The organism is Phocaeicola faecicola (assembly GCF_013618865.1).
In the GTDB taxonomy this organism is placed as follows: Bacteria; Bacteroidota; Bacteroidia; order Bacteroidales; family Bacteroidaceae; genus Phocaeicola; species Phocaeicola faecicola.
Map to the genome: position 1 here is coordinate 1 of NZ_JABSOE010000078.1, position 19,765 is coordinate 19,765.

At 47.0% G+C, this 19,765-nt stretch carries 18 protein-coding genes and 1 pseudogene; 14 read left to right on the forward strand and 5 right to left on the reverse strand.

Features of this window, described 5'->3' with window-relative positions:
- Window positions 1-142 precede the first annotated feature (142 nt).
- Window positions 143-1,057, forward strand: coding sequence for an AbiTii domain-containing protein (locus H3001_RS16680; RefSeq protein ID WP_181215554.1), 915 nt, complete (start codon window positions 143-145; stop codon window positions 1,055-1,057).
- A 168-nt stretch (window positions 1,058-1,225) separates the two neighbouring features.
- On the opposite strand, the gene H3001_RS16685 is transcribed toward H3001_RS16680, so the two are convergent.
- Both H3001_RS16685 and H3001_RS16690 read right to left on the reverse strand, forming a co-directional pair.
- Window positions 1,226-2,446, reverse strand: coding sequence for a site-specific integrase (locus tag H3001_RS16685; protein WP_181215555.1), 1,221 nt, complete (start codon window positions 2,444-2,446; stop codon window positions 1,226-1,228).
- A gap of 18 nt (window positions 2,447-2,464) precedes the next feature.
- Window positions 2,465-3,694, reverse strand: coding sequence for a site-specific integrase (locus tag H3001_RS16690; protein WP_181215556.1), 1,230 nt, complete (start codon window positions 3,692-3,694; stop codon window positions 2,465-2,467).
- A gap of 288 nt (window positions 3,695-3,982) precedes the next feature.
- Here H3001_RS16690 and H3001_RS16695 point away from each other — a divergent pair.
- The 11 genes and pseudogenes from H3001_RS16695 to H3001_RS16740 form a co-directional block, all read left to right on the forward strand.
- Window positions 3,983-4,156: pseudogene (locus H3001_RS16695) on the forward strand (tyrosine-type recombinase/integrase); the annotation flags it as partial.
- A 130-nt stretch (window positions 4,157-4,286) separates the two neighbouring features.
- Entirely contained in the window at window positions 4,287-5,507 is a 1,221-nt protein-coding gene (locus tag H3001_RS16700; RefSeq protein ID WP_181215558.1) for an IS91 family transposase, read from the forward strand.
- A gap of 289 nt (window positions 5,508-5,796) precedes the next feature.
- Window positions 5,797-6,237, forward strand: coding sequence for a DUF6756 family protein (locus H3001_RS16705; RefSeq protein ID WP_149965532.1), 441 nt, complete (start codon window positions 5,797-5,799; stop codon window positions 6,235-6,237).
- Window positions 6,238-6,290: 53 nt separating this feature from the next.
- Window positions 6,291-6,875: a GAD-like domain-containing protein gene (locus H3001_RS16710; RefSeq protein ID WP_004326084.1), complete on the forward strand. Its 585-nt coding sequence runs from the start codon at window positions 6,291-6,293 to the stop codon at window positions 6,873-6,875.
- Window positions 6,876-6,938: 63 nt separating this feature from the next.
- A complete protein-coding gene (locus H3001_RS19535; RefSeq protein ID WP_007754182.1) occupies window positions 6,939-7,136 on the forward strand; it encodes a hypothetical protein in 198 nt (65 codons plus the stop codon).
- Window positions 7,137-7,146: 10 nt separating this feature from the next.
- The gene (locus tag H3001_RS16715) at window positions 7,147-7,698 is read left to right on the forward strand and encodes a hypothetical protein (RefSeq protein ID WP_007754180.1); all 552 of its coding nucleotides are present in this window, start codon (window positions 7,147-7,149) and stop codon (window positions 7,696-7,698) included.
- Between the two features lie 30 nt (window positions 7,699-7,728).
- Window positions 7,729-8,571, forward strand: a complete 843-nt coding sequence (locus H3001_RS16720; protein WP_007754178.1) for a helix-turn-helix domain-containing protein — start codon at window positions 7,729-7,731, stop codon at window positions 8,569-8,571.
- Between the two features lie 31 nt (window positions 8,572-8,602).
- The gene (locus H3001_RS16725; RefSeq protein WP_004326095.1) at window positions 8,603-9,505 is read left to right on the forward strand and encodes an RteC domain-containing protein; all 903 of its coding nucleotides are present in this window, start codon (window positions 8,603-8,605) and stop codon (window positions 9,503-9,505) included.
- Between the two features lie 35 nt (window positions 9,506-9,540).
- Complete coding sequence (locus tag H3001_RS16730; RefSeq protein ID WP_008648468.1) at window positions 9,541-9,969, forward strand: helix-turn-helix domain-containing protein; 429 nt, start codon at window positions 9,541-9,543, stop codon at window positions 9,967-9,969.
- Window positions 9,932-12,004 (forward strand): bifunctional DNA primase/helicase, encoded by a 2,073-nt coding sequence (locus H3001_RS16735; protein WP_007754174.1) that lies wholly within the window; start codon window positions 9,932-9,934, stop codon window positions 12,002-12,004. Before H3001_RS16730 ends, H3001_RS16735 begins: the two co-directional genes overlap by 38 nt.
- Before the next feature lie 408 nt (window positions 12,005-12,412).
- The gene (locus tag H3001_RS16740; RefSeq protein WP_004326099.1) at window positions 12,413-12,931 is read left to right on the forward strand and encodes a dihydrofolate reductase family protein; all 519 of its coding nucleotides are present in this window, start codon (window positions 12,413-12,415) and stop codon (window positions 12,929-12,931) included.
- 98 nt (window positions 12,932-13,029) lie between these two features.
- Here the strand turns inward: H3001_RS16740 and topB are convergent, their stop codons facing one another.
- Both topB and H3001_RS16750 read right to left on the reverse strand, forming a co-directional pair.
- Complete coding sequence (gene topB / locus H3001_RS16745) at window positions 13,030-15,117, reverse strand: type IA DNA topoisomerase (RefSeq protein WP_181215559.1); 2,088 nt, start codon at window positions 15,115-15,117, stop codon at window positions 13,030-13,032.
- A gap of 26 nt (window positions 15,118-15,143) precedes the next feature.
- Window positions 15,144-16,466 carry a DUF3945 domain-containing protein gene (locus H3001_RS16750; protein ID WP_008648469.1) on the reverse strand — a complete coding sequence of 441 codons (1,323 nt, stop codon included), beginning with the start codon at window positions 16,464-16,466 and terminating at the stop codon, window positions 15,144-15,146.
- Between the two features lie 545 nt (window positions 16,467-17,011).
- On the opposite strand from H3001_RS16750, the gene H3001_RS16755 reads away from it, so the two are divergent.
- A complete protein-coding gene (locus H3001_RS16755) occupies window positions 17,012-17,713 on the forward strand; it encodes a DUF6088 family protein (RefSeq protein WP_007754166.1) in 702 nt (233 codons plus the stop codon).
- A gap of 9 nt (window positions 17,714-17,722) precedes the next feature.
- Entirely contained in the window at window positions 17,723-18,739 is a 1,017-nt protein-coding gene (locus tag H3001_RS16760) for a nucleotidyl transferase AbiEii/AbiGii toxin family protein (RefSeq protein ID WP_007754159.1), read from the forward strand.
- 43 nt (window positions 18,740-18,782) lie between these two features.
- Here H3001_RS16760 and H3001_RS16765 read toward each other — a convergent pair.
- A partial coding sequence (locus tag H3001_RS16765) for a TraM recognition domain-containing protein (protein ID WP_246368670.1) occupies window positions 18,783-19,765 on the reverse strand: 983 nt, incomplete at its 5' end.

The following is a 19,765-nucleotide window of genomic DNA, read 5'->3' on the forward strand; positions in this document are numbered from 1 at the left end:
GATGATTATGAGCCGATTTAATTTTATGAGAATTAAATTTAGAATTATCGGAGCTGTATGCGGTGAAAGTCGCACGTACAGTTCTTAATGGGGAAAGCGGCAGCAATGCCGCCGACCTACATAACAATATTTTTATATAAAAATGACTAAAGATATAATTAATAAGATTATTCAAGATTTAGGGGATGACAAGCCGATTAAAGGGATATTGCTAAAAGCTCAAATTGTTGCATCTCAATTAAATAATAAGGAGTTTGAAGAGTGGATAAAAAGTGAGCAAAATGGATATTCCGATGCTAAAAATCTTCCAGATTATAGAGTTTTAGGAGCTATAGTTAAAGCTAACGTATTTCAGCCTTATATTGGATTATACCAAAATTGTACAATCCCTCCTGGAATATTTGAAGATGAAATTATTAATGATTGTATGAGCCATGCACACATTATTAATTCTCTATCAGAAATAGAAAATATTTGTAGTTCAAATAAAAATGGCCATGTATCAATTAATTCTCCAGTTATTGCATATCCCGAAGTTGGAAAACATGTAAGAGGAAATGTAGAGAAAGTTTGGCAAGAGATTCCTGTATCTTCTTTAGCTAATATTGTGGATACTTTCAAATCAAAACTATTATCTTTTTTTCTTGATCTTGATAAAAAAATTGATGCAGGTGTCGATTTCTCTAAAATTGAAGGACAAAATGAAATAAAAAATATCATGAATAATTATTATATAAACTCGGTAGTTGCGAATACAGGGGACGGGACTGTAAATACAGGAGATATTTCTAAAAATAACAGTGTGTTATGCATTTCTGATCCTGATCAACAAAAACAAATTAAAGAATTAGTATCAGAACTTGTAAAAGCTACAAAAGACATTGATAATGAAGATTTAAAGATGGCAGTTGAAACCATCTCAGAAGAATGTAATAAACCATCTTGGGCTAAAAAGACATTGAGAATAGCATTTAATGCAATACAAGGAATTGCAACAAGTATTGCCGCCAATCAATTAACGCCAATTATTACAGAGGCATTGGCTCTATTAGCATAAACACGCAAAACATGTGCTATTTATTCGAAATCATATAAGTTAAAATATAAGACAAGAGCTCCCAGACTATAAGTAAATCTCAACTTACTGGCAGCTCTTGTATATTTAGAGTTAAATTTCCCCAATTTCTCATTTCAAATAAGAATTTAGGTGAAAATCTCTTTTACATTATAAACCTCCAAGTAATGAAGATTTATTAAATATACGTTTTCTTCTCTTCATTAGCTTATCCATATCCTCCGAAATCTTGTCATCAGTAACTTTTGCGTATCCTTGTGTAGTTCTGATATTTGTATGTCCCATCATCTTTGATATGCTTTCCATAGGAACTCCGGCAGAAACCATCATGGTACCGAAAGTATGACGGCTTTGATGGTATGACAAGTTATGCTTGAACTGATGGGAAAATCCCAATTCATGTATCTCAAACCAAATCATACTCCGTATGGGTAACGGGAAAATGGGCTTACTGTCATCTGTCGTATTATACAAGGAAATTATCTGCTCCGCTACCGGGTGCAATGGTATAAATGACTCAACGCTTGTTTTCTTGCGGTATGTTCTGATATATTTTCGTCCTTCTGCAGTTGTACCTATATGATGCGGATAGAGATTGCGTACATCAACGTAAGCCAAACCGCAAAAACATGAAAATATAAAGGTTCTTCTTGCAAGTTCCTGTAGTGGATCCGGTTTTGGATGGCTCATTATCTCCTGAAGCTGGTTCTTGCTTATATACATGAGCTTTGTAGGTGCCTTCTTTTCATATTTTATATCATCCAAAGGATTATATCTCAAAATTCCGTTATCCACGGCAAGATAAACCAGACGTTTCAGCCAGCAAAGACAATGGTTACGGTATGACGGCTTATGAGGGTAATTTGTTTTCAGATACAAAATGAAATTGGTGCCAAACTCTTCGGTAATATCTGTAAAAAGCATGTCCTCCTTGCCCAGAGAACGGATGTATTCCCCCAGATAGTAATGATACATTTTTGATTGCCTGTAACTGGAGGTTGAATCTATTTGAATGGAACGGATTTTCAGATTTTCCCGTTCCACCTCCCCTGCCTGCAATATGTACTTCGGGATGTCGGCAGTTCCTGTCATGGCTGTTTTCAACAGCTCTGCACTGATGACACCGTTTACTTTCAACAGTTCAGCATAAGTTTCATCTATCCGTTTTTTATACTCGCAAAGCATTCCGTTCAGTCTGTTGTTCTTGACTTCCCCTTTTTTGCTGTTCCACTCTTCCGGTTGGCAATATAACCCGGTCGATAATACAACAGCTTTTCCATCTATTGTAATACGACACATGATTGATGTAGTTCCGTCAGATTTGACTTTACTGCGGTTTATATAATACAGTTGCTTATATGTACTTCTCATGACTCTTCCTTTTTTGATTTATAATACCAATTTCATATCACTCGTTGCTTCGATAAATTTGTCCATATCCTCAAAAAGTTTTTTAGGAGTTACCCTTGCATAAAGCTGGGTTGTTGTCAGATTGGTATGCCCCAGCATTTTGCTGATTGTTTCAATTGGGACACCAGACTCAAGGGTTATCAGACTTCCGAAGGTATGTCTTCCCATGTGATAGACCAGGTCACAACTTATGCCTGCCAGATCCCGTAAACCTTTCATGTGCCGTCGCATATTAGGATGGTGTATCATCGGGAAAAGCTCATCCCTTTCATCCGAACGATATTTTTCTATTAGAGCGATAGCCTCCGGCAGCAATTTGACGCGTGCCTGATAATCATTTTTCTTTCTCAGATACTTTAACCACAAATCGCCCTTATCATCCTTGTATATATTCTCTCGGGTAATTGAAACCGCATCTGCATATGGGACTCCTGTATAACAGGCGAAAAGGAATAAATCTCTGGCTATGTTATGAGTGACTCTTACCGATGGTATTACAACATCACGGATCTTCTCAAAATCTTCACGACTCAAAGCCCGTGGTGGTTTACGATGCTCTTGGGGCAGTTTGAAATTTACAAAATAACGCTTTTCCGCATATCCTTCCTTAAATGCCATCCGGCAGATTTTCTTCAGGATGGCCAGATAATGTCTTGCCGTATCTACCGCAAGTCCTTTGTCCTTCAGAATATAATCCTGAAACTCCCAAGGAATGTGTTCATTCAACTGACCAAAAGCGACATCACTTGTCTTGAATCGTTTTTGAATATATTCACCAAGATACCTACGGGTGTAAATGTATGTTGACATGGAGCTTTTTGCCACATCTATACCGATTCTTGAGCGCATATCCTCGATATGCATATCAAGCCGTTTCAACAGAGTCATCTGGGTTTCCACACTTCCCTGGAAAAGCTCTTTTACGGCAGTCGCGTCAAAATCAATCTTACGTTCTACAAGTGAATCAAATGCAGAATTGACAGAAAGCAGGAGCCGGTCAATTTTTGCATTAATATCAACGGCTTCTTTACTCTTTCCATTCAGTCGGCTTTCTCTTGGATTCCATAACTCCGGAGTACATGACAGCTTACAACTGAATTGTGCCATCGTGTTGTTCACCGTTATTCGCCCCATTATCGGAGCCTTTCCGAATTTGTCAAGACCGCTCTTTTTCAGGTAGAGCAACACCTTAAATTTTTCTACTTTCATACGCTTATTTTTTAATGGTAAAATTACCTATTTTATAAGCGTCCTTTGATATGCAAAATGCTGACATATAGTGAATAACAGCCTCTGTGACAGCTTCTTCATTGTTCAGTCTGTTACCTATTCGGCTCAGGTAACTGGGCAGCTAACATTCTGGTAACTGAACACCTGCAATATCCTGTCCATTTTTGCTTTCCATTATCTCAGCAAAAAACAGAACTTTTGCTCATATTCAACCAATTACGTTTTCCTTTCTCATCCCTTCATCTGCTTGCTTCCTGTATTCTGTTCCACATGCTCCGGCACACGTTTGCCACCCACCTGCTGGAACAAGGGACAGACCTAAGAACCATACAGGAACTTATGGGACATACCGATATAAAAACAACGGCAATTTATCTGCACGTATCGAACGCCTATAAAGCAAAAATCCCCAATCCGCTGGATTGTTTGGATGATGATTAGGCAATGATTTAATAGTGAATAGGAACTACACCATAAGGTGCGTTTATCGAAAAATTCAAGGCAATTAAAACAACTATAAATCAGCGATTTACAATGATTTAGCAAAGATAAAAGAAATAACGATACAAGCATGACAGATTTGTTAAACGACATATACACAGACGGTTGCAAAGCGAAAAAGTACCGTTTATCCGACTTCTTCAATCGGTGGTGGGACGAGTACGCACAGCACCCGGCGGAGTACATCACCCCCGAACAGTACAAGGCGGTGAACGCTATCCGTGTGTGCCGTACAGCCGCTTTGGGAATAGACACATATGCCTGCCCTGATTGTGGCGAAGTACGGGAAATCAGTCATAGCTGCAAGAACCGTTTCTGCCCGTCATGTGGCTGGCATGACACGCTGAAATGGGCGGCACGCATGAAAGAAAAGATGCTGCGAGTGCCACACCGCCATGTGGTTATGACCTTGCCGCATATATTACTGGACTTGGTGAAGCGCAACAAGAAAGAAATATTGAATATCCTGATGCGCACATCGGCTGAAACCGTTAAGGACTGGATGCAGCACAAGTTCGGCTTGAAAACCGGGGTGATTGCCGTGCTGCATACCTACGGGGAAACGAAACAGCTCCATGTACACACGCACATGATTATGTCGTGGGGCGGTATTGACAGCAACGGAAAAATTGTCATTCCCGAACGTGATTATGTACATATCCCCTCAATCCGCAAGGTGTTCCGCTACAAGTTTGAAAATGCGCTGATAGGGTTGTTCGACACGGGCAGGCTGGAGCATGACTTCCATGACCGCATGGAGTTTATGGGCTTCATCAAAAAAGTGGCGAACAAAAAAGACTGGATTGTACATTTGGAGCAGCCCATACAGATGCCGGAGCAGGTGATACAATATGTGGGCAGGTATTCCAAGCGGGCGTGCCTGAGTGAATACAAGATTACGGCAATGGACGGTGAGAACATTTCATTCCGTTACCGTGATTACAGGAACTCACCCGACAGGAGAAACCCGGTTGAAAAGGAACTGACACTGCATTACCGAGAGTTCTTCCCCCGGTTGCTGCAACACGTTCCACTGCGCTATTTCCGCATCGTGAGGTACTACGGCTTCTATTCCAACAAAGGCAACCTGCCGGAAGAATACTTCGGACGGGATGAAAGCGAAATGAAAGAAACCGAGTTGCAACAGGCAGAAAGTGAATACGAAAATCCGTATTTCTGTGAGCATTGCGGACGGATGAGAGTTTACAGCCACACTACGGTAACAGGTGGCGGCATAACATATACGGTTGTACTGGAGCATTGCGACATACACCGGAAAAAAACGGCATGACAGTAACTTGGGATAGCTATGCCTTGCCGTGAACAGAAACAGTAAAATTCCATAAAATGGAAGAAAGGAGAACAAAAAAATGAATGAAATACGGATAAGAGCAGTAATAAAACGAACGGGGTGCAAGCATGAACTTCACGCCTCTTTCTGTCGGAAACAACAGTCAAAAATTGAAGTTCTATATAATATGTAATAGTGTATGGTGGGTAAAACTGCCTTGAACAAGGAAAGATACCACCTAAACGGTGGTCCTTTCCAGACATTACATTATCAACAAAAGCAAAATGTCATGTTTGATTATAAAGAAATAGAGCGAACGGTCAATGATAATCATCTTCCATTTCAGAAAATAGGAGATGTCGATAAAGAGATTTTAATACAAAGGTTATATGACACATTTGTAATCGGGAATCCTCGTGCGTTATGGCTGAGTTTTAAATATGTGCCATATAGTATAGATTGTAATATGGAAGACCCTTATTTTTGTCTATTAGATGTAATTGATAAAAATATCGTTCTCTATTTCTTTATTGATTATTGGAACAAGGATTTCATCATCTATAAAGCAAGAATGTCTGATATACATAGATTTATCGGAGACTGTGAGGGGCTTGATGAATATTATTTGGTAACAGAAGATTTTATGGAACTATATAGTATAACAGACCATGATGATTTGCTTTATATTGATGTGAGAAAAAATGAAATGAGAGTTGATAACAAAGCGTGATAACGCTTACAGCGTTCCCCGCTTAGCCATTAGTAATAAATAGCACAATCAATATGTACGAAAAATTTTTAGATAAGAGCCTAAACAGCACTCGCCAAACGGTAGATGATACTTTTATTGCAAAATATGCTAATGCGGTATCAGAAAAAATTATCGAACTTTGGAAAGAAGTTGGACTTGGAACGTTTTGTGATGGATTGTTCAGAATTATTAACCCCAATAAATATCAGACAATAGTAGATGATAGTTATCCTCTGTATGAGTATGAAACTGTAACTCCATTTATGACAACTGTTTTTGGAGATATTTTTGCTTATGTTAAGAATCCCGTGATAGGAGATTATGTCGTATTCATCAATGTGAGATACGGAACATTCAAGATTTTATCCGAGAATGTTGATATACTATTGAATGTGGTAATTTTCAACAAGAGTTGTTTGGAATCATGGTTCTCCTTAAATAAATATCCTATGATAAAATCAGAAAAGGATGTTCCTACATTGGATGAATGTTACGGATATGTCCCAGCATTGGTATCGGGTGGTATAGAATCAATAGATAATATCAAAATTCTAAAAGCTATTCCATATATAGAAACGGTACTCCAATTTATTGGGGATTTGAAGCGAGTGCGATAGAATATATTACTAACAAACCGGGATAACGGACTAACGTCGTTTCCCGCTTAGCCATTAATCAATATGAGTAACCTTATCATAGTAAATAGATTTGGAAAAGTTCTGATATGGGTATGGAACAGATGTATAAAGAAAACTGCCATTCCTTATGAAGAACTTGATTTCCATTACCCCGATTGGGCTTTCATTATTACAGGTTGTATCTTTTTCGGGGTTGTGGTAGGTGTTACCCTGCTTTATTTTGCTTTTATAAAACAATAGACTATTTCCAATGAAAGCCCGACTTAAATACCCGATATTCAGCTTTGCCCCCAAAGGCAACATGATATACGTGTTTCGCAAGGAAGAACTGTACACAACGACCAATACCGAGTTGTTGAAGAAGCGGAAGAACTACATTGTAGTGGATGCAACCGGGACGAAATATGTTGAAAAGGGGGCGCACAAAGTGAAGTGGCAAGGGATATTCGGATATTGCATCAGGATGCAGGGACGTGTGATTTCCATTGAATACGAGTACGGGGACAACCCCGAACCGTTCCCACTACGAAAACTGCAAGAACTGGTAGCGGAACGATACCCCAAGACACGGTGGTTCAAGGAAGAATGCAGGAACAGCGCAGACGAGTTCCGGCAAGCGATTTTCGCCTGCAAGACCTTTGAGGAAGTGGCGGACATACTGATGCCCGAACAAAAAACGAGCGTTTGGCAGCGCATTGAAGAATATTTCCTGCGGGCAGGTTTTCTTATGCTTGCCGCCATGTTCCTTTATCACGTGGTTTGGCGGCTAATCCAAAAGTTTTGGCTATGGGCTACCGGGTAACGTACAGAAAACAAATCAATTTATTCAGATATGGAACAACGGATTACATCATTATTGCTGCCCGCTCCCGAAGCGGAACTGGAAGCGTCCTGCAAGGAACTGGACGAAAAGGTAACATGGCTGCTGCACAACAGCCGGAAAATGGACAACTACTTGGAACTTGAACCGTTCAGCAAGGACGGGCGGCTGTGCGCCCGCGTGTGCGACACGCTCAAGAGCCTGCCGGAAACGCCGACACTGGCGACATACAAGGACTACAAGGCAATCATTATCCTGCTGGGTATGTCCACCACCCATTACGCCATACTGGACGAACTGGCGGAACAGCACCGCAAGCGGGACGAGATACCCGAACTGACCGCCTACTGCGATGCGCTCCACTGGATGCGACCGGGACGGCAGTACCTCTGCAACGTGTACAACACGGTATGCCACGCTTTCTACCTGCTACGGAGAAACCCGGTAAGGGACAACCGCCTGCTGGTGACGGAAAAGGAACTGCGCCACGCCGAACGGATGCTGCCGGAGCTGGGCAGGCAGACATTCACCGAAATGGTGCGTCTGAAAGGCTACATGGTCTATGATGCCGAGCAACTGGCGGACAAATGCGGCATGGAATACGGCTCGTTCCGACGGAAGGTAAAGAAAATGACCGGGTACACGGCTAAGGAATGGGTGATAAAGGAGCGTGCAAAGGACGTGGAACACTACCTGAAGAACACCAACCTCACACTTACCGAAGTGGCGTTCACCACCGGGTTCGCATCGACATCGAACCTGAACGACTTCTGCAAGGCTTACTTGCTGGACACACCGGGTGAGATACGCAGAAAAGCGCAGGAAACAAGAAAATGCACAGTTACAAGAACGTAATGTGAAAAATCAAGAATAAAACAGATTTTTTATGCCCGTAACTTTGTGCTTCATAAAAGATAAGCACAAGGTTATGGAACATAAGATACCGTTGGAAACATACTTCGCCGGACTGCTTCAAAAAGTGGAATGGCAGATACAGGAATACGAGGACACCGCAGCGGACACGCTGACGCTCTGCCGCCTGTGCGTGGACTACCTGCAAGAGATACTGGGCGAACTCAAAAACTTTATAATCTCCTACCCGTTCGCCAGCACGGAAGAGGAAATACACTTCTTCAAGGAACTGAAACCGCTTTTAGCGAGCAAAATCATCTATTACAACACCGTTTACAAGATAGAGGTGCGCTTCCCCAGCGGTAGCGAGGAAGTGCAAAGGGACTACCTGCTGTCGGAAACCGACCGGATTTCAAAGTCGTTCCAGCGGAACTTGGCGTTCTACCAGTACCACCGAACGAAAGCCACCTACTTGGACAGGCAGTATTTCATGCGTGGGAAGCCTGACATACAAATCATCGTGGACAGTTTCTATTACGAAACAGACCCACAGTTCAGCACCAGTCACGATTTCAAGGTAGCCAAGATTTTAGCCAACGAACTGCTGGAAATATACCTCACCAACCGTCTGCACGAGCTGGAACGCCGGGAACAACGCAAGCGGGTGAAGAACGGCTTCATGGGAAAGGTGTTGCGCTGGACGGGGACGAAAAGGGCGTTGGTGGAACTTATCTACGCACTGGACGCCTGCGGCTGTCTGAACAAGGGGACGGTTGATATTAAGGAGATTGTAGCCTACTTTGAATACGTGTTCGACATCGACCTCGGCGACTTCTACCACACCTACATGGAACTAAAAGCCAAGACCAAAGACCGAACGGGCTTCCTCTCCACCCTGAAAGACAGGTTGCTGATGCGCATGAGGGAGCAGGATTAGGCAACCGTGCTTTAACAAAATTTATTTCGCCACAGGTGGGTACATCTGTGGCGTTTTATTTTTCAGGACACCCGAACTTTGCGGCAAATCAATTAGTTACCGTTATGGAAATAATAACATTCGAGTCCAAAGCCTACAAGGAACTGGACAACAAGATTACCGCCATTGCCGACTACATCTTCAACCACATGGAAACGGCAAGGCAAAGCGAGGAAGACATGTGGGTGGACAGCTACGAGGTCTGCACGTTCCTGAAAATAAGCGAAAAGACCCTGCAACGCCTGCGGGTGTCGGGGACTATCGCCTATTCCAACATCAGGGGACGTTACTTCTACAAGGTCAGCGAGATACGCCGGATGCTGGAAGAACGCCTGATAAGGAGCAACAAGGAGAACATCGACAACCTGATAACCAACCACCAGTTGTATGCTAAGGAAAGAGGAAATCTTAGAAAGAACAAGTAACGGGCTGGCGGTGTTCAAACACTACCTGCCCGGCAATTGGCGCATAGGTCGCAACTTCCTTAACCCGCTGTACGAGGACAGCAAGGCTTCCTGCAACATCTATTTCGACCGCCGGGGCGGTATCTACAAGATGAAGGACTTCGGCAACGACAGTTACAGCGGCGACTGTTTCTTCCTCGTGGGGCAGTTAAAGGGGCTGGACTGCAACCGGGCGGCTGACTTCGTGGAGATACTGGAAATCATCGACCGGGATTTGGGCTTGGGGCTGGCTTCCGGCATTCCGGTTTCCGTTCCCCCGGCAACCGTCTGCCGGGCAGTGCCGGACAAACCCGAAGAAACGCCCGAAAAGCCCGTCAAGCCCTACCAGTTCCGGGAACAGAAGTTCCCGCTTGCCGAACTGGTGTACTGGCAACAGTACGGCATCACGCCCGAACTGCTGGAACGTTACAAGGTCTGCTCGCTCCGGGAATACAACAGCGAAACGGCAGAGGGCAAACCGTACACCTACACTTCATCGGTGGCAGAACCCATGTACGGCTACAAGGGCAAACAGCACATCAAGCTGTACCGCCCGTTCTCCACGCCCCGCTTCCTCTACGGCGGCAGCTTCGGCGAGAACTACTGTTTCGGGCTGGAACAACTGCCAGCCAAAGGCGACACGCTATTCATCACGGGCGGCGAGAAAGACGTGCTTTCGCTGGCGGCGCACGGTTTTCACGCTATCTGCTTCAATAGCGAAACAGTGACTATACCGCCCACGCTGGTCTATCGGCTGACGTTCCGCTTCAAACACATCGTCCTGCTCTTTGACATGGACAAGACGGGCAGGGAAAGTTCATGCAAGCAGGAAAAACTGTTGGAAGAATTTGGCGTGAAACGCCTGCTGCTCCCGCTTCCGGGAACGAAAGAGGAAAAGGACATATCCGACTACTTCAAAGCCGGGAACACCCGTGAAGATTTCCTGAAACTGTTTATCGAATTTTTAGACAACCTGTATAGCGATACATTGATTATGCTTAAATCGTGCGAGATAGATTTCAACAACCCGCCCGCCAAAGCGCAAGAGATTATTTCGGCGGGTGACGTTCCGCTGGGGACACAAGGCAACCTGTTCGGCATCACCGGGGGCGAGGGAACGGGCAAGAGCAATTATGTAGCCGCAATCGTGGCGGGCTGCATCTGCCCGGCTGGTGAGGACATAGATACACTGGGCATACAGATAACCGCCAACGGCAAACACAAGGCGGTCTTGCTCTATGATACCGAGCAATCAGAAGTGCAACTGTTCAAGAACGTAAGCAACCTGCTGGCACGTGCCAAACAGCCGGACAAACCCGATGAACTGAAAGCGTTTTGTCTTACCGGTATGTCACGCAAAGAACGCCTGAACGCCATTGTACAAAGCATGGACAAGTTCTACTACCAGTACGGCGGCATCCAGTTGGTCGTCATTGACGGCATCGCAGACCTTGTTAAGAGTGCCAACGATGAAGCGGAAAGCGTGGCGGTGATAGATGAACTTTATCGGCTGGCGGGCATCTACAACACGTGTATTCTGTGCGTGCTGCACTTCGTCCCCAACGGATTGAAACTGCGGGGACATTTGGGCAGCGAGTTGCAGCGCAAGGCGGCTACTATCCTGTCCATTGAGAAAGACGAAGAACCTACCCAGTCGGTGGTAAAAGCCCTGAAAGTAAGGGACGGAAGCCCGCTGGACGTGCCGCTGATGCTCTTTGCTTGGGACAAGGAAGCCGGGATGCACGTGTACAAGGGCGAGAAACCACGTGAGGAAAAGGAGAAGCGCAAGGAAAGGGAACTGGTGAATGTCGCACGTGACATCTTCGGGCGGCAGACACGCATCACCTACATAGACCTTTGCGAGCAGTTGCAGCAGGTATTGGACATCAAGGAGCGCACCGCAAAGAGCTATATCCGCTTCATGCGGGAAAGGGACATCATCACCAAAGACACGGCGAACCAAAGCTGTTTTGTCATCGGTTCATATAATCTTCAAAGGAACGCAAGCTGCCCGTAGGCGTATGGGCTGAACTTGTGTATTTTTAGGTGCTTGTGTCCTGCCCTGTTGTGATAACACGGCAGGATTTTTTCTGTTTGCACGTGATTTTTCAGGGTATTTGCTTAACTTTGCAGAAGTTACACGGAAAAGTAACGGCAGTTGGACGGCGGTTGCCGGAATATTGCCTTTATATATAACATATACGTTCGCCGAACGTCCCAAAGTAGAAAACTGGCACTTTTCAAAAAGAGGGGATATTCAGCGCAGGATATGCTATGCGTTTGTCATAGCGTGGCTGCACTGTTTCCTCTTTTGGGTATGCCAGTACCTCTACTTTGAAACAGCGTCATGCCACGCTTTCTTTTTGGGGGTGGCGGCTAACGTGCCAAGACAGTAGGGATTTATATCACTTTAATACCTGACAATATGGAACAAATCAAAGCGCACATCGCCGTATCGCTGGACGGGCATACCGCCACGCCGGACTATGAACTGGACTGGATGCCCCGTGAGGTCAAGGAACTGGCGGCAAGGGAACACGCCGCCGCAAGCTGCCTGCTTATGGGGGCTAACACCTACAACTACATCTTTGAACACTGGGGCGGGTGGCCGCACAAAAGCAAACGGTCTTTTGTGGTGTCACACTACGATACCAACGTGACGCCGGACTGCGGGGTGGAGTTCCTGACCGAAGAACCGCTGCAAAGGGTCTATGAACTGAAACAGGAAACCGACATGCTGGTGGTGGGTGGCGGCAAGCTGCTTACTTCATTGATTAAAGCCGGACTGCTGGACAGCCTGACAATCTACACCGTCCCGGTCATGGCGGGCAAAGGCATCGGTTTTGTCGGGGAAACATCCGGCTCGCTGTGGAAGCTCTCGGAAAGCAGGGTGCTGGATAACGGGGTGGTCTGTTCGACCTACCTGTTTGGCGGGAACATATAAAAAAATGCGCCCGGTTTCCCTCCGGGCGCAACCACTAAAATTTCAATTATTATAAGCTGTAAAACCTATCACAATGAAATTTCAGCGGCAAAGATAAGCTATTTCTTCGGTTTCGCTTTCTTTTCGGGGAATGAAAAACCGACATTGAACTGCTCGTCCAGTACCAGCGAAGCATCGAAAGCCTTGCCGTTCTTGCCCTTGAAGCCCTTGATTAGCCCGGTCTTGCGTTTCGTCACCAGCTCGACAATCTGCTTGTCGGAAAGCTGCTTGTCGCACTTGTTGCGGAATATGGTAAGCGTGCAGTCCACGTTGGAACACTTCGCCACTTTCGGGTAGAACAGGATGCGCCCGCTGCCGCATTTCGGGCAGGGGCAGGTTTCACCAGCAGCGACAGATAGCTGCACCGATAGCAGTTCTGCGGTGATTTGCGTTGCGTACACCTCGATGCCCTTCCGGAACGTGTCCGCATCCATGCTGCCCGCTTCTATCTTGGCAAGGGCGGTTTCCCACATGCCCGTCATTTCGACATCGGCGATCTTCTTGTCCTTGACAATCCCATAAACGGCAAGCCCCTTGTCGGTAGGCACAAGGTTCTTCTTCTCACGCACGATGTACTGGCGGGCGAACAGCGTTTCGATAATCGCCGCACGAGTGGCGGGCGTGCCTATCCCGGCATCTTTCCGGCTGGCTTTCAGTTCGGCATCTTCCAGTTCCCTGCCTGCGTTCTCCATTGCCGCCAACAGGCTGCTTTCCGTGTGCAGCGGTTTCGGCTTGGTCTGCTTTTCGAGCAGATCCACGCCGGAGAGTGGCAAATATTCTCCCTCTTGGAGTGGCGGCAGGCTGGCGGCTTCTTCATCCCCACCCGTTTCCTGCTCGCCGAACACGGCACGCCACCCGGCTTCTTTCATCACAGACCCTTTCACCGTGAAGTCGGTATCTCCCCCTGACAGCAAGGCGGTGGTAACGTCTTTCACGCACTTGCCCGAAAAGGCTTCCAGCATACGCCCGGCTACCAGCTCGTAAACCGCCCGCTCGTCTTTGGAAAGTTCGCCGGGCAGGTTCTCGGTAATGATTAAGGCGTGGTGGTCGGTCACTTTGCCGTCATTCACGCTGCGGCGGTTCAGGGGTGTGCCGTCCAGCCCGGCGGCATACCCGGCAAAGCGGGGGTATTGCCCCAGCAGGGCGACACGTTCCGGCATTTCATCGAAAACGTCCTCCGGAATATAGCGGCTTCCGGTTCTTGGGTAGGACATCACTTTCTTTTCATACAGGCTTTGCGCTATGGAAAGCGTCTTGTCAGCCGAGAAGTTCAGCTTCGTGTTCGCTTCCTTTTGCAGCGTGGTAAGGTCGTACAAAAGCGGCGGTTCTTGGCAGGCTTCTTTCCTCTCAACGGATTTAACCACAAGTTGCCCGGCATCCTTTACCCGTTGCAGGGCGGCTATGGCTTCGGGCTGCTGTTCCCACTTGGCGGTCGATTGGGCGGTAAAATTTATTCCCCCGCTGGCGGTCGCCGCTTTGAGTTGCCAAAACTTGGCGGGTACGAAATTCTTGTTCTCCAAATAGCGGCTGCATATCATCACGAGCGTGGGTGTCTGCACCCTGCCCAGCGAGAACACCCCCTGCCCGGCGGCAACGCTCAACGCTTGGGTGGCGTTTATCCCTATCAGCCAGTCCGCTTCGCTGCGGGACTTGGCAGAGAGGTAAAGGTTATCGTAACGCTCTCCCGGCTGCAAGTTATCCAGCCCCTCACGGATTGCCTTGTCGGTAAGGCTGCTTATCCACAGGCGCACAAATGGTTTCCGGCAGTTCAGGTAATGGAAGATATAGCGGAAGATTAACTCACCCTCACGCCCGGCATCGGTGGCGACAATAATCCGGTCGCACTGGTCGAACACTTCCTTTATCACTTTCAACTGTTTCAGCACGCCGGGGTCTGCCTTGTAGCCTTTCTCCGCTTTTACCTGACGGGGGATTAGCTGGAAATCGGGCGGCAGTATGGGCAGGCTCTCCCTGCGGAAGTTCGCCACGCCGTAGGCTTCCGGCATGGCAAGCTGGATTAAGTGGCCGAACGCCCATGTCACCATATACCCGTTGCCGGAAAGATAACCGTCATTACGCCCGGTCGCACCGATGATGCGGGCGATGTCCTTTGCCACGCTGGGCTTTTCTGCTATCAATGCAATCATAATTCTTTACTTTTTAATGGTGGATATTACATTTTCATTCCTCTGGACTTCTTGGGCTTGTCAGCTTTCAGGCTCTTGTCCTGCGCTTTCTCCTGCTTCTCTTTCTGCTTGGCGGTGGGCTTGTCCTGACCCTGTTTCAACGGCTCTTTGCCCTGCTTGGTGGCTTCGTTGGTCTTGCCCCCCGAATTGACCGCCACCTGCGTCCGGCTCTCGGCGGTGGGGGTAACGTCTTTCGGCTGCACCTTGTCGGGGGATTTGCCCTGTGCGCCGGGCTGTACATGACCGTTGAACTCAACGCCCTTGCCGTCCTTTAGCCCGGCGACCTGCCGCTCTGCGGGCTGCTGCCACTGCTGCAAGAACTGGACGGCGGCACGGGGCAGGAACTCCAAGCCACGCTCCACCGCACTGACCTGCAAATAGGCACTGCGCTGCGTGCCGTCCCTGAATTGCAGGTTTTCCATTTTCACCGCTTGCCCGGCTTCAAAGGCGGCTTTCTGTTCCGGACTGACTTGCACGTTACAGATTGTATCGGGGCATTTCCACTTGTCAGCCCGCATATACTCCAGTTCGTGCGTGTACCTGTCCCGGCTGACGAACACGGGGATTTGCTCGCCGCTTTTGGGGTCTTTGATTTCAGCGATGCCGCCCAAGTTGCCAGTGCCTTGCAAGTTGCCCTGTTCCTGCTTGGTGAACTCGTGTTCATGGAACGGGCGTTGCAGCAGTTTCTCGTCCTGCTGCACGCCGTGCAGCTTGGGTACTACCATGCCGTCCTTTGCCTGATAGAAAGAGAGCTTGACATCGGTAGGTTTGAGGTAGAAGCCGCCCACCGTCCCCGAAACGGTGTAGGTGTTGCGGGACTTGTAGCCACGCATCACCCGGTCGAAGTCCCTCGTGTTTTTCAGGGTGTCGGCGGTGATGCCGACTTTTTTCAGGTTCTCCCAGTCGATTTTTGCAGGGTCGAAGCGGTAGCCCTGCTTGAACTCGTGGAAGTCGGGCTTCGGAACTCGAAGCATTTCAGCCCGCTTGTCACCCTCCGGTGTAGGGTTGCGGTGGTTGTCCTCGATTGCCTTTGCGTCCCGCTCCGCTTCGGAAGCCTTGACGCTGAACAGTTCCAGCCCGGAAGTGTCCTGATACTTGCGGTAGAAGTTGGAAATGAAGTTGCTGAACACATCGCTGTTCTTGTCCACCTGCATGAACTCGCCGCCGTGTCCGGTAGTGGGTGGCACGGTCTGCAAATTGCCGTCCTTGTCGATACCCTTAACGGCACTCACCTTTCCCTGCTGTTTATCCAAGACCAGCAGCACGTCTTTTTCCTGCCCCTCTGCGGGCGGGGTCATTCTGTTTGCCATAAATAATTGGAATTTTAGTGGTTACGGGAATAGTCCCGCCCAAAGGTAGCGACTAAATATGCTATATTTGGACGGGCGGCAAGGACTGTCCGAATTTGTCCTGCGCTGTCTGAAATTGTCCGGGTGGGATGAAATTCTGCAACCATTGGTTGCAGAATTGAAAAGGGCATAAAAAAGAGAGCGAAGTTAATCACTCTCTTGGAGTGAGCCATTTATGAGCCATTTAATTATAGACCTTATGCCTTATAATCAACGACTTATTAAAATTTGCATTATGCTTGCGAGCCATTTGTGAAGCGTTTATGAAACGTTTGCTATTTTATCAATAGGCTAATAATGAGCTACATATCAAAATTAATACTGAAATACAGCTTATTTTTGGAACGTTTGTGAAGCGTTTGGCAAGCCTTTGATTGAGTTTCCGTTATTCTTCTATTATCAGGTGACACGACAAAAAGAAAACATCTTCGGTAAAATCTTTGTTATGTTTTTGCAGGTGATTACATAATATACTATCTTTGCATATAGAAACAAAGGACATAAATATGGCTTCATTCAGAAAAGAGATACTTGGGCAGATTGAACGGATAGATACCGGGCGTATATTCACGTTCCGGGATTTGTCGTTTGAAACGGAAAAGACCGCCAATGTTGCGGTGCTACTTTCCGAACAGAGCCGCAAAGGGGTACTGGTACGGGTTGAAAAGGGGGCGTACTACCGTCCCAAGAAATCAGTGCTGGGACTGGGAAAGCTGCCTGTCTATCAGGATGAACAGTTCCGCTACCTGACTGAAAAACTGAACGGCTATATCACGGGGGCTTACGTCTATAACAAAATGGGGCTGACCGAACAGGTAGCCACAACCATAACGATAGCCACTCCTAACCCGGTTCGCCGTTTCCGTTTCAAGAACTTGGATATAGAGTGCGTGAAAGCCTACTGCATGGTCTATCCGGATGAAAGCCTTGTCCCATACTTGCGGCTGCTCGATGCGATAAAGGACATGAAGCGCATACCCGGAACAACCGGGCAGGACATCTACAACCGGGTCAAAAGCCAATATTTCAACGGGTACAGCCTGCCGGAACTGGAAAAAATCGTATCTTTGGCGAAAAGTTACCCGCCACGTGTCAGAAAGGTGGTGGCGGACATACTGGGCGACATCAGACAAACCGTGTTGCAAACGGAAATGGTAAAGACCATTCTTCCCACGACACGGTTCAACTTGGATTATAAAACAGCATAGGACAGAAATATGAATTTACATTCGGACAAGGAAGCGTTCAAGGAAATCATCGCACTGGCGGCTGAACATTTCGGCTACGAGCAGTCGCACGTGGAAAAGGATTACTGGGTATCGAAGATACTGCGGGATATTTCCATGTCCGAATATGCGGATAAGACCTACTTCAAAGGCGGAACTTCACTTTCCAAAGCCTACGGGCTGATAGAACGTTTCTCGGAAGATTTGGACTTGTTCGTGTTCACGGGTGACAAAGGTGCGTCCAAGCAGGCGGAAAAGACATTGAACAAGAAACTTTCCAAATACATAGCCGAACTCAATAGTGACATATACAAGGAAGATTTGTCGGAAACGGGCGGTAATTACCGTAAACTGTATTTCTCGTATGACAATGTATTTCAAGGCGTGGGACTGAAAGAACATTTGGAAGTAGAGATAAAATCCTGTGACCTGCCGGACAAAAAACGGATGTTCTACCCGGCGGACAAGCGGGTTATCAAACCGATTGTGACCGCCTTTCTTGAAAGCATCGGGCAAGAGGAACTGATAAGCACCTACGGGCTGGGAAGTTTTGAAACGCAGTGTATCAACCCCCGAAAGACTATCTGCGACAAGGTTTCAAGGCTGGTAAAGCTGTCTTACAATGAGGATGCAGCCGCACTGTTGGCAAAGCATATCCGTGACGTTTACGACTTGTCGGCACTCTACCACAATCAGGAATATAACGATTACCTACATTCGGAAGATTTCTTGGATGCCATGTACCGGGTGACGATAGAGGACGGACTAAATAAAAACTCCCGTTCGCACTTGTCGCTGGCTGATGCACCGATATTCAAGGATGCCGAAGCGGTCATGGCGTTGCCCGAAGTGGCTACGGCGTACACTGCCGATTTGAAGAAACTGACTTTCGACAAAAGCAAGATGCCGCCGATAGGCAAGGCTGTGGAAGCATTGAAGAACCTGCACGAAATATTAGTGCGTTTTGAAGCCTACCGCACCAAAAAGCAAAATGAAGAACAACCGTAAAGCTACATCGGCTGTTCTTCACTCCATACATTATTATATACAGCTATTCTTCCTCCTTAATCAAGTGGCATAGCTCCGGGTCGTTCTTAATCCGGGTTATCTCGTCCTCGACAATCTGCCGGACTTCCTGACGGATGCGGTCATAGTTGGCTTGTATCTCTTCCTGCATCCGGTCGTTGCCGTCCTTGTCGGTGAAGTCAATTATCTGCGGCAACTTCACGTAACGGGCGGTTTCCCGCTTCACCTTTTCATTGTCCACCACGATTTCACAGTGGAAAATCTTCTGCTCTATCCGTTCATCGAAATTGTCCGCCACAGCCCCCACGAACATACCTTGCGTGAGGTTGGATATTTTGCTGGCGGGTATCAGGCTGTCCATTTGGGTACTTATCGAGGTGGACTTCTCCCGCTGGTTGATTGTCATGCTCTGCCGTTTCTGCAACACCTTTCCGAAACGCTCCGACAGTATTTTTGCCGTTTCACCGACTACCTGACCGCTAAACACGTTGCCCACAGTATTTTGTATCACACGGCTTTCCTTGTCCCCATAGTCACGGGTAAGCTGGCTGTAATCCTGAAAGCCCAGCAGAACCGCAACCTTGTTGCTTCGGGCGGTCGCAATCAAATTATCAAGCCCACGAAAATATATAGTCGGTAATTCATCTATTATCACCGAACTTTTAAGCTGACCTTTCTTGTTTATCAGCTTCACTATTCTACTGTTATATAATCCCAGTGCCGCCGAATAGATGTTCTGACGGTCGGGATTGTTGCCGACAACCAAGATTTTAGGCTCTTTCGGGTTGTTGATGTCCAGCGAGAAATCATCACCTGTCATTACCCAGTAAAGAGCGGGTGAAATCATCCTTGAAAGCGGGATTTTCGCACTTGCTATTTGACCATAGGCTAAGCACCCAGCGCCTTGCCACTTTTTACAGTGGTAGGTTTCCAAGCACTCGCCTCCGAACCGTGCATACAGGTCTCCCCGTACACGGCTCTCCACCTTCTCATTCAGTCTAACTTTCC